This window comes from Actinocrinis sp., assembly GCF_035650855.1.
Taxonomy (GTDB): domain Bacteria; phylum Actinomycetota; class Actinomycetes; order Streptomycetales; family Catenulisporaceae; genus Actinocrinis.
Genome location: NZ_DASRGV010000196.1, coordinates 1 through 13,455 on the forward strand (window position 1 = coordinate 1; position 13,455 = coordinate 13,455).

General features: G+C 71.0%; 11 protein-coding genes. 5 read left to right on the plus strand and 6 right to left on the minus strand.

The genetic code is table 11. The annotated features are described in order from the left end of the window. From VFB40_RS14330 to VFB40_RS14345, 4 genes are all read right to left on the minus strand, one after another. A partial coding sequence (locus VFB40_RS14330) for an MFS transporter (RefSeq protein ID WP_324850847.1) occupies positions 1-1,493 on the minus strand: 1,493 nt, incomplete at its 3' end. 168 nt (positions 1,494-1,661) lie between these two features. Then, entirely contained in the window at positions 1,662-2,285 is a 624-nt protein-coding gene (locus VFB40_RS14335) for a TetR/AcrR family transcriptional regulator (protein ID WP_324850849.1), read from the minus strand. Positions 2,286-2,320: 35 nt separating this feature from the next. Then, entirely contained in the window at positions 2,321-3,574 is a 1,254-nt protein-coding gene (locus VFB40_RS14340) for an acyl-CoA dehydrogenase family protein (RefSeq protein ID WP_324850851.1), read from the minus strand. Positions 3,575-3,604: 30 nt separating this feature from the next. Further along, positions 3,605-5,299, minus strand: a complete 1,695-nt coding sequence (locus VFB40_RS14345) for a long-chain fatty acid--CoA ligase (RefSeq protein WP_324850853.1) — start codon at positions 5,297-5,299, stop codon at positions 3,605-3,607. 109 nt (positions 5,300-5,408) lie between these two features. Here VFB40_RS14345 and VFB40_RS14350 point away from each other — a divergent pair, with 109 nt between their 5' ends. The 4 genes from VFB40_RS14350 (at position 5,409) to VFB40_RS14365 (ending at position 11,038) form a co-directional block, all read left to right on the plus strand. After that, complete coding sequence (locus tag VFB40_RS14350) at positions 5,409-6,500, plus strand: phosphotransferase family protein (RefSeq protein ID WP_324850855.1); 1,092 nt, start codon at positions 5,409-5,411, stop codon at positions 6,498-6,500. Between the two features lie 15 nt (positions 6,501-6,515). Beyond that, entirely contained in the window at positions 6,516-7,715 is a 1,200-nt protein-coding gene (locus VFB40_RS14355; RefSeq protein WP_324850857.1) for an acyl-CoA dehydrogenase family protein, read from the plus strand. Further along, entirely contained in the window at positions 7,712-8,848 is a 1,137-nt protein-coding gene (locus VFB40_RS14360) for an acyl-CoA dehydrogenase family protein (protein WP_324850859.1), read from the plus strand. The genes VFB40_RS14355 and VFB40_RS14360 overlap by 4 nt, the downstream gene beginning before the upstream one ends. A gap of 189 nt (positions 8,849-9,037) precedes the next feature. After that, a complete protein-coding gene (locus tag VFB40_RS14365; RefSeq protein ID WP_324850861.1) occupies positions 9,038-11,038 on the plus strand; it encodes a LamG-like jellyroll fold domain-containing protein in 2,001 nt (666 codons plus the stop codon). Between the two features lie 60 nt (positions 11,039-11,098). Here the strand turns inward: VFB40_RS14365 and VFB40_RS14370 are convergent, their stop codons facing one another. Continuing rightward, the gene (locus VFB40_RS14370; protein ID WP_324850863.1) at positions 11,099-11,344 is read right to left on the minus strand and encodes a hypothetical protein; all 246 of its coding nucleotides are present in this window, start codon (positions 11,342-11,344) and stop codon (positions 11,099-11,101) included. On the opposite strand from VFB40_RS14370, the gene VFB40_RS14375 reads away from it, so the two are divergent. Beyond that, on the plus strand, positions 11,343-12,020 hold the full coding sequence (locus tag VFB40_RS14375) for an N-acetylmuramoyl-L-alanine amidase (RefSeq protein WP_324850865.1): 678 nt from the start codon (positions 11,343-11,345) through the stop codon (positions 12,018-12,020). The genes VFB40_RS14370 and VFB40_RS14375 overlap by 2 nt on opposite strands. A gap of 331 nt (positions 12,021-12,351) precedes the next feature. Here VFB40_RS14375 and VFB40_RS14380 read toward each other — a convergent pair whose 3' ends face one another. Continuing rightward, positions 12,352-13,185, minus strand: coding sequence for a hypothetical protein (locus VFB40_RS14380; protein ID WP_324850867.1), 834 nt, complete (start codon positions 13,183-13,185; stop codon positions 12,352-12,354). Positions 13,186-13,455: the final 270 nt, after the last annotated feature.

Genomic DNA, 13,455 nt, shown 5'->3' on the forward strand with positions numbered 1-13,455 from the left:
GGGCCGTACTGGCCGAGGACGGCGAGCTGCGGTGCGGCCTTCTGGACGATCAGCAGGTTGGGAATGCCGACCTCCTGGGCCGCCTGGGCCTGGAGCGCCGGCGGGATCTGGTTGGGCGGGTACTGCTGCAGTTGGGCGAACAGCTTCGGGTGCTGCTGCACGATCGCCAGCGCTGGCCCGGCCTGCGCCTGCGCGGCGGCGACCTGCGCGCCGTGGTCGACCAGCGGCGTCGCGCTGGACACCACGATGGGCAGGATCGCCGAGGAGATCGCGACGACCGCGCGGATGATCCAGCCGTACACCGCAAGGCCGGTCGCGGTGGCGGCTGGATTGCGCCGCTCGACGGTCTCGGTGAAGCTCGCCATCCACGGCGCGTAGGTGAAGCCGCCGAAGACGCCGACCCCGGCGACCAGCAGCGCGAAGGTGTAGTAGCTGGTCTGCGGCCTGGTCGCGGCGAGGGCGAACGGGATCAGCACGCCGATCGAGGCCACCGCGCCGATGAGCATGAACGGCTTACGCACCTTGGCCCAGTCGGACAGCAGCCCGACCACGACGAGGCTGACCGCGTTCGCCGCCCAGTACCAGTTGAGCAGTCCGGCCGTGCGCTGCACCGAGTAGCCGAAGGTGGTGACGAAGTAGACGGTGAAGGAGCCCACCGCGGCGAAGTAGAGCAGGAGGAAGAGGCTGATGGCGAGCGCGGAGGAGAGGATGTCGGTGCGCAGCATCTGCCGCCAGTGGCCGCGCAGGGCCGCCTCGGTGTCAAGGCCCTGAGCTCTGGCCTCGATCAGCGCCCGGTCGCGCAGGCTCACCATGATCTGGTCGCGCAGCTGCGGGGACAGCTCGCGCAGGCCGAACAGGGCGATGACGAAGACCAGCAGACCGGCCCAGCCGGCGTAGCGGAACTCGTCCTGCCAGGTCGTCGAACCCGAATACGTGTGGCTGGTCACCGCCGTGACGACGAGGCTGCCGACCACCGGTCCCATGGTCCAGTAGCCCATCGCCGAGGCGCGCCCGAGCTGCGGGGAGAAGTCGCGCACGAGCGCCGGAGTGGTGACCAGGATGATGCCCTCGACGAAGCTGACCAAGGCGATCAAGAACAGGAACATGCCCTTGGAGCTCGCGTTGGGCACCGCGAAGGCGACCAGCGCGCCGGTGATCAGCAGGCCGTACACGGTCAGATTTGCGCGGCCCCAGCGATCCGCGAGACCGGCGAGCAGCGAGGCGAACGCGCCGACGGCGTTCCCGACGACGGACACGTACACGAAGTACGTGAACGTCATGTTGTAGTGCGTGATGATCGCGGTGGAGACGGCGTACTGGATGTACAGCTCGTAGTAGAGGACGACGGTCGCCACGACCACGATCGCGAGGTAGGCGTACCGTGCCGCGGTGTCCGGATACCTGGTCAGCTGCCGGTGCCACAGCGCGTTCGCGGCGCGCGGGGAGGCGGGGCTTGGGGTGGCGGGAATTCCTTCCGTTGCTGAAGCGGACATTGCTCTGGACCTCCTGAGCCGAAGGACTCACCACCGCACGACGCTGTGCGGCGGCGTGAGCGTAGTACCGACCGGACGGTATGGCTAGAGGGCTAGACCGGGCGCGGATGCGTTATTCGTCCGGTGGTAGGAGAGGGACGCTGAACGAGGCGAACGGGATGTGCTGGACTACTCCACGCGCAGCGAGGCGACGAACAGATCGGCGTAGTGCTCGGCGATCTGTTGCCGGGTCAGGCCGCCGTCGCGGTGGTACCAGGTGCCCAGCTGGTTGACCGAGCCGAAGAAGAAGTGCACGGCCAGGTCGGCGGGCACGTCGTTGCGGAAGGCCCCGCGCTGCTGGCCTTCCTCGACCAGTCCGCGGAACCGCTCGTGGTAGCGCCGCCGCTCGGCCCGCACCTGCGCACGCTGCGGATTCGGCAGCATGTGGACCGAGCGGAAGGAGACGATCGCCTCGTCGATCGAGTCGAGGGTGCTTTCGACGACGTCGGCGGCGGCGGCTCGGACTCGTTCCGCCGCCGTGCCGGGCCCGTCGGCGATCGCGTTGAGCCGCTCGGTCTGCCGGCCGAGCAGCCGGTGATAGATCTCGTAGAGCAGGTCGTCCTTGGACGCGAAGTAGTGGTACATCGCGCCCTTGGTCACACCCGCCGCGGCCACGATCTCCTGTACCGACGTACCCTCGACGCCCTGTGCGGCGAACAGCCGCAACGAGGCCGCGATCAAGCGCTCCTGGACCGGGAGCCGGGCCAGCTCCGGCGCGGGGGCGGGCAGCTCCTTGATCGGTGTCCGTGGCATGCCAGCAAGGGTATCGACATGCGCCGAACGGGCCGTCACGTGTTGCCGCCCTGGCTGCTCGCGTTCTGCCGGCTCAAATACGGCTTGAGCTCGGTACGCGCGACGGACCGGATGTGCACCTCGTCGGGTCCGTCGGCGATGCGCAGGGTGCGCAGCCCGGCCCACATCGCCGCCAGCGGGGTGTCATCGCTGACGCCGGCGCCGCCGTGCACCTGGATCGCCTTGTCGACCACGTCCAACGCCACCCGCGGCGCGACCACCTTGATCGCGGCGATCTCGGTACGCGCGCTCTTGGTGCCGTACCGGTCGATCAGCCACGCCGTCTTGAGCGTCAGCAGCCTGGCCTGCTCGATCGCCATCCGGGACTCGGCGATCCACTGCTGCACGACGCCCTGCGCGGCCACCGGCTTTCCGAAGGCGACTCGGCCGACCGCCCGCTCGCACATCAGCTCCAGCGCCCGCTCCGCCATGCCGAGCGCGCGCATGCAGTGGTGGATGCGGCCGGGGCCGAGCCGCGCCTGCGCGATCGCGAAGCCGCCGCCCTCCTCGCCGATCAGGTTCGCGGCCGGGACCCGCACGCCGTCGAACACGATCTCGGCGTGGCCGTGCTGGTCCTGATAGCCGAAGACCGGCAGCGAGCGGACCACCTTCACGCCCGGGGCGTCCAGCGGGACGAGCACCATCGACTGCTGCCGGTAGGCCGGCCCGTCCGGATCCGTCTTGCCCATGACGATCAGGATCTTGCACCGCGGATCCATCGCCCCGGAGGTCCACCACTTGCGGCCGGTGACGACGTACTCGTCCCCGTCGCGCTCGATCCGGGTCCTGATGTTCGAGGCGTCCGAGCTGGCCACCTCCGGCTCGGTCATGCCGAAGCCGCTGCGGATCTCGCCGCGCAGCAGCGGGGCGAGCCAGCGCTCCTTCTGCTCGGCCGTGCCGAACAGGTGCAGCACCTCCATGTTGCCGGTGTCCGGGGCCGCGCAGTTGAGCGCTTCCGGGGCGAGCTCGATGGAGCGTCCGGTCAACTCGGCCAGCGGCGCATAGTCGGTCACCGAGAGGCCGTGCCGCGGGTCCTCCGCGTCGGGGAGGAAGAGGTTCCACAGCCCGCGCTCGCGCGCCGCGACCTTCAGGTCCTCGACGACTTGCGGCACGCGGTGTACGTCCCCTGCTTCGACGAGCGCGCGGCGCTGCGCGGCGTACACCGGTTCGGCGGGGTAGACGTGGCTGTCCATGAACGCCCGCAGGCGCTCCTGGTACTCCTTGCCCAGAGGGCTCGGCTCGAAGTCCATCGCACATGCTCCTAGTCGATGCTGCCTGTCTTATGCGCCGGCGTCCGCGTCGGCTGTCGTGTCGGTGTCGCTGTGCGGGATGGCGTCGAGCTTGTGCACGTCGAGCGCGCCATCACGGTGCCGCGCGCGCAGCACCTTCTTGTCGAACTTGCCGACCGTGGTCTTCGGCACCTCGTCGAGGAAGGTCCAGTAGTCGGGGACCTGCCAGCGGGCGACCTTCCCGGCGAGGAAGGCGGCGAGGGTTTCGGGTGCGGCCTCGGCCTCAGGCCTGAGCACGACGCAGGCCAGCGGCCGCTCGTCCCACTTCGGATCCGGGATCGCGACCACGGCCGCCTCCAGCACGGCCGGATGCGCGAGCAGCTGGTTCTCCAGCTCCACCGAGGAGATCCACTCGCCGCCGGACTTGATCAGGTCCTTGACGCGGTCGGTGATCTGGAAGAAGCCGCGGTCGTCGACGGTGCCGAGGTCGCCGGTGCGCAGCCAGCCGTCGTGGAACTTCTCCGGCGCGGGGTCCCGGTAGTACGAGCCGGTGATCCACGGTCCGCGCACCTCGATCTCGCCGACCGACTCGCCGTCCCAGGGCAGCTCGGCGCCGCTGTCCACGTCGACGACCCGCATCTCCACGCCGGGCGCGACCCGGCCGGACTTGAGCCGCCACTCGACGTCTTCCGGCGTACCGGGCTCGACCCCGACCGGCGGATGCGCCATTCCGGCCACCGGGCTGGTCTCGGTCATGCCCCAGCCCTGGATGATGCGCAGGCCGTAGCGCTCTTCGAAGGCTTCGAGCAGGGCGCGCGGCGCGGCGGAGCCGCCCGAGGTGGCCATGCGCAGCGAGGAGAGATCGATCGGCCGGGCCTCGCCGTAGTTCAGGATCCAGTTCCAGATGGTGGGTACGGCGGAGGCGACGGTGGAACGCTCCGCCTCGATGAAGTTGACCAGACCGTCAGGGCCCATATGCGGTCCGGGCATGTGCAGCGTCGTGCCGTTGAAGAAGGCGCCGTACGGAATGCCCCAGGCGTTCACGTGGAACATCGGCACGATCGTCAGGATCCGGTCGGACTCGGTGGTGCCCGCCATGCAGGCCGCCTGTCCGGCCAGCGCGTGCAGGAAGGTCGAGCGGTGCGAGTAGACCACGCCCTTTGGGTCTCCCGTGGTCCCGCTGGTGTAGCACATCGCCGCGGCGGATCGCTCATCGAGCTCAGGCCACTGATAGCCGGGCTGCTCGGCGGCGAGCACGTCCGCGTACCGCAGCACCTTGACTCCGGCGGGCAGGCCCGCGAATCGGTCCAGGTCCGCCTCGCCGACCACGATGTACGCCTCGACCCCGGTCAGCCCCGGCGCGATCGCGGCCAGCAGCGGCGCCAGGCTGCCGTCCACGATGATCACCCGGTCGCCGGCGTGCTGGATGATGTGCGCGAGTTGGTCGCCGGGCAGCCGTATGTTGAGGGTGTGCAGGACCGCGCCCATGCAGGGAACCGCGAAGTAGGCCTCGAGGTGCTCCTGCGTGTTCCAGCAGAAGGTGCCGACCCGGTCGCCCGCGCCGATGCCGAGCCGGGCCAGCGCCGCGGCCAGCCGCTCGGCGTTGCGGGCGATCTCGGCGTAGGTCGCGCGCCGCGCCTTCGTGCCCTCCCAGGTGACGCATTCGCTGCCGCCGTAAATCCGCGAGCCGTGCCGCAGGATCGCGGTGATGGTCAGCGGGTATTCCTGCATCGTGCTGAAGATCATCGTGGCGCCTTCCGACAGCGTCGTTGCTGGGGGTAGCCGACGTACCGACTAGTCGGTACTGTTCCACCGAGCCGTACTCCGTGCAAGCCCCCCGAGCGAGGTACCCGAGATGAGCAACCCCGCCGCGGCGCCCGGCCGCGAAGAGGCGCCCGACGGCGCCGACCCGCCCGGCCTCGCGCTGGCGCCGCTGCGCGCCTACCTGGCCGAACACGCGGCGGAGCTCGACGCGGACCTCGGGGACGGAGCGCTTGGCGCGCAGCTGATCGCGGGCGGCAAGTCGAACCTCACCTACATCCTGCGCGGTCGGCGCAACGGCGCCCCGGCCTCGTGGGTGCTGCGCCGTCCGCCGCTCGGGCACGTGCTGGCCACCGCGCACGACATGGCGCGCGAGTTCCGGGTCCTATCCGCTCTGGCGCCGACCGGCGTGCCGGTGCCCGAGGTGCACTTGCTGTGCGAGGACGCCGAGGTGATCGGCGCGCCCTTCTACGTGATGGAGTTCGTCGACGGGACGGTCTATCGGGACAAGTCGCAGACGGCCGCACTGACCGCCGAGCGCGCGCGGGCGATGTCCTGGGCGCTGATGGACGTGCTCGCGGACCTGCACGCGGTCGATCCGGCGGAAGTCGGGCTCGGCGACTTCGGCCGGCCGGAGGGCTATCTGGACCGGCAGGTAGCGCGCTGGGGCAAGCAACTGGCGGCCTCACGCAGCCGCGAGGTCCCCGGCATCGACGCACTGCACGAAGCGCTCGGCGACGCGGTCCCGCAGTCGCAGCGTGCTGCGATCGTGCACGGCGACTACCGGCTCGACAACGCGATCGTGGATGACCAGGACCGGATCGCGGCGGTGCTCGACTGGGAGATGGCCACGCTCGGCGACCCGCTCGCCGACCTCGGACTGCTCTGCGTGTACTGGACCGAGTTGGAAACGCTGGGCGCCGGTAAGGCGCTGACTTCCGCGGTCGACAGCGCCGCGGGCTTCCCGGCGCAGGACGAGCTGATCGAGCGGTACGCCTCCCGCAGCGGCCTCGACGTAACCCCGCTGCCCTGGTACATCGCGTTCGGCTACTTCAAGCTCGCCGTGATCGCGGAGGGCATCTACTACCGCTACCTGAGCGGCCAGACCGTCGGATCAGGCTTCGAAGGAATGGGTGATCTGGTGCCCGCGCTGGTCCGGCGCGGCCTGGACACCCTCGCCGCGTGAGAAAGGAGGCTGCTGATGTCGCTGCAGCAGCGAATCAAGGCCCTGCTGGAGGAGCGCGATCCGGCGAGCACGCCCCGGCTGGACTTCCTGCGCGCCCAGTTCGACGCCGGGCTGGCCTGGGTGCACTTCCCGGTCGGGCTCGGCGGGCTCGACGCGCCGCGCGAACAGCAGCGGATCGTGGATGAGGCGCTGGCGTCAGCCGGAGCGCCGGACAACGACCCGCACCGCATCGGCATCGGCCTCGGCATGGCCGCGCCGACGATCCTCGCGCACGGCACCGACGAGCAGCGCCGCCGCTTCCTGCGCCCGCTGTGGACCGGCGAGGAGGTGTGGTGCCAGCTGTTCAGCGAGCCCGGCGCCGGCTCCGACCTCGCGGGCCTGGCCACCAAGGCGGTGCGCGAGAACCCCGGCGCCGAGGGCTGCGACTGGATCGTGACGGGCCAGAAGGTGTGGACCTCGATGGCGCACGAGGCGCGCTGGGCCATCCTGATCGCGCGCACTGATCCGGCCGTGCCGAAACACAAGGGGCTGACGTACTTCGTCTGCGACATGACCGACCCCGGCGTCGAAGTACGACCGCTGCGACAGATCACCGGCGAGGCCGAGTTCAACGAGGTCTTCCTGACCGGCGTGCGCATCCCGGACTCGCTCCGGCTCGGCCCGGTCGGTGCGGGCTGGGCCGTCGCGCAGACCACGCTGATGAACGAGCGGGTCGCCATCGGCGGCGGCGCACAGCCGCGGGAGGGCGGCGTGATCGGCGTCGTCGCCAAGGCCTGGCGGGACCGCCCGGAACTGCGCACGGCCGCGGCGCACGACACGCTGCTCGACCTCTGGGTGCAGGCGGAAGCCGCGCGGCTGACCGCGACCCGGCTGCGCCAGCAGTTGGCCGAGGGGCAGCCAGGCCCCGAGGGCTCGGCCGCCAAGCTCGCCTTCGCCCGCCTCAACCAGGAGATCTCAGGCTTCGAGGTCGACCTGCTCGGCGAGGAGGGCCTGCGCTACGACGACTGGACCAGCGAGCGGTGGACGACCGACCGGCCGACCACGGTCGACTTCGCGGGCCGCAGCGCGGGATACCGCTACCTGCGCGCCAAGGGCAACTCGATCGAGGGCGGCACCTCGGAGATCCTGCGCAACATCATCGCCGAGCGCGTGCTCGGCCTCCCCCCGGAGATCCGGGTCGACAAGGACGTCGCGTGGAAGGACCTGGCCCAGTGAGCAGCGTCGGTCTGCTGTATTCAGAGGTCGAAGACGATCTGCGCGCCTCGGTGCGCGCGTTGCTGGCAGATCGCAGTCCATGGAACTCAGTCCTGGCGCGCTGCGAGACGGATCAGCCCTATGACACGTCGGTGTGGAAGGCGCTCGCGGCCGATCTCGGCTGCGCCGGCCTCGCCGTCCCGGAGAAGGCCGGCGGCGCCGGCGCGTCCTGGCGGGAGGCGGCGGTCGTGGCCGAGGAGGTCGGCCGCGCGGTCACGCCGGTACCGTTCCTCACCAGCTCGGTCATCGCCACCGCCGCAGTTCTCGCGCTGCAGGAATCAGCGGATGCCGCGGAGGTCGGCGATCTGCTCGAGCGGCTTGCCGCCGGACGCACGGCGGCGGTCCTCGCTGCGCCGTTCTCCAGCGCGCCGAACGCGGCATTCCCTAAGACCGTGCGCGCTGACGGCGCCGGGCGACTCTCTGGAACCGTGACGAGTGTGGCGGACGCGCGCATCGCAGACCTCTTCATCGTCCCGGCGGCGACTTCCGCCGGCCCGGCGCTCTTCGCAGTCGGTGCCGACGCCGCAGGCGTGACGCTAGACGCCGTGACGTCGCTGGATCTGACACGGCCGCTCGCCGACCTGACACTCACCGAGGTCGCCGGTCGGCAGCTCGCATCCGGCAGCGCAGCCGTGACGGCTCTTTCCCGCGCCCTGAGCACGGGAGCCGCCGTGCTCGCGTCCGAACAGCTCGGCATCGCAGAAGCCTGCCTCGAACTTTCCGTTTCCTATCTCAAGACGCGTTATCAGTTCGCCCGGCTCATCGGCTCCTACCAAGCGCTCAAGCACCGCGCCGCCGATCTGTGGGCCTCGGTGGCGCAGGCGCGGGCCGTCGCTCGCTACGCGGCCGCGTGCGTCGCGGACGACGACCCGGACGCGCCGGTGGCAGTCGCCCTCGCGCAGGCGTACTGCTCCGGCGTCGCGGTGCGCGCGGCCGAGGAATGCGTGCAGTTCCACGGCGGCATCGGCTTCACCTGGGAGCACCCGGCGCACCTCTACCTCAAGCGCGCCAAGTCGGCCTCCATCGCGCTCGGCACCGCGTCCCGGCACCGCGCCGCGCTCGGGCGGTTGGTCGATCTGCCCGCCGCCAGCTGAGCCGGCCGAACCGCGTCCTTCGGCGCGGCACCACGCGTTTGATCAGTGCGTGGTGCCGCGCCGGATGCATGACATCGTTGCCAGGTTTGTTCGGGGAGAGTTCGCCTCGCCGCCGCCGACCGGTTGTGCGGTGGTGCATATCCAATCCCTAGCGTGCGCCCGAACCCCTCGCGCACCTGGAGACGCACCATGCCCGACGCCCTCTCGCCCGATCCGCATCACGACGCCGACGAGTGCGCGGCCGGCCACGACTGTCCACGCACGGTGGACTTCGATTCCAGCGCTCCCGCGGCAGCGAGCCGCCGCTCGTTCCTGCGCGCGACCGGTCTCATCGGCGCCGGCGCGGGCGTCGCTTCCCTGGGTATCGGTGCCGCTCCGGCCGCGACCGCCGCCACGGCCTCATCGTCTCAGGACCTTTACGACGTCGCGGCCGTCTCGAAGAACGGCGGCGGAAGCTGGCGCCCGGACCCGGACAGCCCCCGTTTCACCGTGGTCGTGATGCCCGACACGCAGTACCTCTTCGAGGAGGACCGCATTCACCCGGCGCCGCTGGAGGCGTCACTGCGCTACGTCCTGGACTCCTGCGACGAGGAGAACATCGTCTTCCTCGCGCACCTCGGCGACCTGACCCAGAACGGCCTGGCCAACGAGTTCGCGGCGGTCGGCGGCGTCTTCGGCCTGCTCGACCGCAAGCGTGCCGCGTACAGCGTGCTGGCCGGTAACCATGACGTCGGCTCCTCGACTACCGACCAGCGCGGGAATACGCCGTACCTCGAGACCTTCGGCCCGAAGCGCTTCGCCGGGTCGCCGACGTACCGCGGCGCGAGCCCGGACGGCTACAACTCCTACCACGTCTTCCGCGCCGGCGGCCGGGACTGGATGGTGCTCGCGCTCGACTGGCGGCTGTCAGACTCCGGATTCGCCTGGGCCCAGTCCGTCCTGGCCGCCCACCCGAGCCTGCCGGTCATCCTCACCACGCATGAGATCGCCGGAGCCGACGACGACGGCGTGGCCTCGCTGTCCGCCTACGGCCAGACGCTGTGGGACCGCCTGATCAACACGCACGACCAGATCTTCCTCACCCTCAACGGGCACTACTGGCCGTCCGGCGCGACGACGCTCACCAACAAGGCGGGCAGCGACGTGCACGTGCACATCACCAACTACCAGAACCGCTACTACGGCGGCGCGGCCATGATCCGCACATACACCTTCGACCTGGACCGCGACATCATCGACGTGGCCACCTTCTCCCCGTGGATCCGCGAGCTGGCCGAACAGCGGGAGCTCAACGAACTGGCCGCGCAGGAGATGGAGCTGACCACCTCGGTGGACCGCTTCTCCGTCCCGATCGACTTCACGCAGCGCTTCGCCGGCTTCGCCCCGACCGCGCCGCGGCCCGCGCGCCCGGCCCGCGACCTGCTGATCCGCGGCACGGTCGCCTACTGGCGCTTCGACGGCGCGACCGGCGCACCGGGCTCGTCGCTCGGCGACTCCGTCGTCATCAGGGACCTGACGGGCGCGGGCAACGACCTGACCAAGACGACCGTGCCGGGCTCGCCTGCCAGCTCCCTGACCTGGTCCGCCGACCACCACCCGGACCAGCCCGGCCACGCCAGCCTGTTCTTCGGCGGCCAGGGCGACCCGCTGCGCGGCGCGTACCTCCAGACCGTGGCCGGCGCGCCGCTCAACGCCGACACCTTCGCCCGCGGCTATACCCTCGAGGCGTTCTTCAAGCTGCGCGCCGACTGGGACTCGTCGCAGAGCGCGTGGACGGCGATCCTCAGCCGCTGGGGCATGAGCGGCGAGGCCGGAAAGAGCGGCGGCGCGACCGACCCGCAGGAACCGATCGCCACGCTCAGCCTCTCCGGCGACCGCGAGCTGCAATGGTGCGTCTACCCGCTGAACCGGACCGACTCGTCGACCAACTGGGGACACGAGCTGCCGCTCGGCGCGTGGTGGCACGTCGCGGTGGTCAACGACGGCCGGCTGACCAAGATGTACGTCGACGGCTGCGAGGTCGTGCGCAACCCCTCGACCCCGGCGGTCGGCCTCACCACGCTCGACCACTCCTGGCTGCTCGGCGGATACGAGTACGCCGGGACGATCAACCAGGTGTTCAACGGCTGGATCGGCGACGTGCGGATCGTGAACCGCGCCCTGCGCCCCGATCAGTTCATGATCGCCTGAGCGTTCGTGATCAACGCAGCGTAATCGCCCAACACGGTGGATACCTGCGCGATCGACTCGCTAGGGTTGCCGCGTGACGACGCGAACGAAGCGACGGCGCGCCCAGGCCGCCGGCACGGTACTGCTGGCGGGCATGACGGCTTGGGCGTGCGCGGGCTGCGGGGGAGACGCGCGCGCGACGCCGTCCGTGCTCGCCGCGATATCGGTCGGCGCCAGCCCCAGCGACTCCGCCGCCAGCGCGAGCGCCTCAGCGTCGGCCTCCCCCTCGCCCAGCGCGAGCGCGTCCGCGTCACCGTCGGCGGTCATGCGGGCGAACACCGTCGGCGCGACCGGCAAGGTGGTCGTCATCGACCCCGGCCACGACGGCGGCAACGAGACGCACGCCGCCGAGATCAACCAGCTGGTCCCGCAGGGCTTCGGCCAGGAGAAGGCCTGCGACACGACCGGCACCAACGGCGACGACGGGTACGCCGAGCACCAGTTCACCTTCCAGGTCTCGCTCCTGGTCAAGGCCGACCTCGAGCAGCACGGCCTGCGCGTCATCCTGACCAGGAACAACGACACCGGCGTCGGCCCCTGCGTCAACGTCCGCGCCGCGATCGGCAACGACGCGCACGCCGCGGCAGCCATCTCCATCCACGCCGACGGAGGCCCGGCCGGCGGCCGGGGCTACCAGCTGCTGGAGGCGGAGAACTCGGCCGGCGGCGCGAGCGTCGACGCCGCCTCGCACCGGCTCGCCGTGGACCTGCACAGCACCTTCAACCAGGAGTCCGGGCTCGTCCCGTCCAACTACGTCGGCAGCGACGGCTACGAGCCGCGCGACGACCTCACGGGCCTGAACCTGTCCACGGTGCCGAAGATCATGGTCGAGTGCGGCAACATGCGCAACGCCTCGGACCTGGCCCTCGAGGAGTCGGCGGCGGGCCGGGCGCGCATGGCGCAGGCGATCGCGGACGGGATCCTGCGCTTCCTCGGCCAGTAAGTGGGCCGCAGGCGGTGCCACCGGCTGACATGAGTTGGAGCCCGCCGATCCTTCGGAGCGGAGCGGCGGGCTCCACGCGGGCCGTCACACCCGCGAGCCCGGCGGCGACCTCGCCGGGCGGCGGCGCTGAACCGGAGCGCCGGGCCGGGAACCGGAACTTGCGAATTCGGGCTGGGCGCCGCCCGCCCCTGTCCCGGCCGCTCGGGTGCGGCCGAAGTGCCGGGACGACTGCAAACTTGCCAGGTCCACCCCACAGTCGCCCGACCCCGCGGAAAGGTTGCCGGCGGATCGGGAAGTTTTTTCGGCCTGGTGCGGGCCGTCGCGCGACTGCCTAGGGCCGGGGATAACTGCAGGCGGCGTCGGCGGCGGCGGTCCGCTGCGCCGGGGTCAGGGGCAACGGCGTGGCTTGGCTCGGGTCGGCGATGCCGACCGATTCCGGGTCCATCACGTCCGTCGCGCCCTGGCCGCCGTAGCAGGCCACTGCGACGATCGGCACCCGATCGGCCGGGGTGGCCGCGGACTGCTCGATGCCGGGACCGCCCGCGCCGGACGGGCGCGCGGACCAGGCCAGGGTGAACCCGGTCGCGGCGGAGCCGACCATGCCGATCTGCTGCCATTTGGCCGACGCGGGCACCGGGCCGCCGGAGCGGTCGTCCGGCACGGTCGCGAAGCCCACGATCCACACGTGCACGCCGGTCGCGTGAAGTTCGAACGCGCCCGGGCTGTCCGCGGAGGCGGCGACGGACAAGGCGATCGAGGTGGGATTGGGCACACTGTCAGGGCACGCACTCGGCTTCAACCCGGCCGGGGGATTGCCGTGGATGACCGCCGAGGACACCACACCGCCGCCGCTGACCTCGAACCATCGCATGTCGGGCGTGCCGCCCATCGGGTCGGCCACCACGTCGCCGAGGCAGTAACCGTCGAACTGGAGCTGGCAGAAGGGCTGGATCGTGCGCACCACGTTGTCCGCCATGCTCGCGCCCGCGCGTATTCGCGCTCCCGAGCCGCGAGTGTCGCCGGCGAACAGCCCCTTGGGTCCGGCGACCACGCAGTGCGACGAGGGGGAGGCGCCCGGAGTCGACGCCTTGCCGGAAACCGGACCGTGGCTCGTGGACGCGTCGGCGTGACCGGCATTCCAGCGCACGCCGACAAAGGCGATCATGGATATCGCGGCGAGCGCCGCGACCGCTACGACGGCGCGCCGGGTGCGGCGGCTCGGTGTTGGAGGGGGAGCGGGGGAAACGGGCGACGCTGCCTCAGGGGGCTGAGGCGGGAGCGAGGCGATCTGAAGCCCCGAGCTGACTGTCGGAGGTGACGTGACCCGCGAGTCGGCGACGGCGGCAGCCGCAGCGGCGCTCGGTTCGGTCGCTGCCGCGCCAGCCCCGACAGCATTGTCTAGCTCAGCAGCATCGTCAGGCTCGTCAGAGCGTGA

Excerpts from the sequence above, each read along its gene's own strand:
- VFB40_RS14365 (WP_324850861.1), top strand. The coding sequence starts at position 9,038 with ATGCCCGACGCCCTCTCGCCCGATCCGCATCACGACGCCGACGAGTGC.
- VFB40_RS14380 (WP_324850867.1), bottom strand. The coding sequence starts at position 13,185 with ATGATCGCCTTTGTCGGCGTGCGCTGGAATGCCGGTCACGCCGACGCG.
- VFB40_RS14340 (WP_324850851.1), bottom strand. The coding sequence starts at position 3,574 with ATGGACTTCGAGCCGAGCCCTCTGGGCAAGGAGTACCAGGAGCGCCTG.
- VFB40_RS14350 (WP_324850855.1), top strand. The coding sequence starts at position 5,409 with ATGAGCAACCCCGCCGCGGCGCCCGGCCGCGAAGAGGCGCCCGACGGC.
- VFB40_RS14375 (WP_324850865.1), top strand. The coding sequence starts at position 11,343 with ATGCGGGCGAACACCGTCGGCGCGACCGGCAAGGTGGTCGTCATCGAC.
- VFB40_RS14345 (WP_324850853.1), bottom strand. The coding sequence starts at position 5,299 with ATGATCTTCAGCACGATGCAGGAATACCCGCTGACCATCACCGCGATC.
- VFB40_RS14355 (WP_324850857.1), top strand. The coding sequence starts at position 6,516 with ATGTCGCTGCAGCAGCGAATCAAGGCCCTGCTGGAGGAGCGCGATCCG.
- VFB40_RS14335 (WP_324850849.1), bottom strand. The coding sequence starts at position 2,285 with ATGCCACGGACACCGATCAAGGAGCTGCCCGCCCCCGCGCCGGAGCTG.
- VFB40_RS14370 (WP_324850863.1), bottom strand. The coding sequence starts at position 11,344 with ATGACCGCCGACGGTGACGCGGACGCGCTCGCGCTGGGCGAGGGGGAG.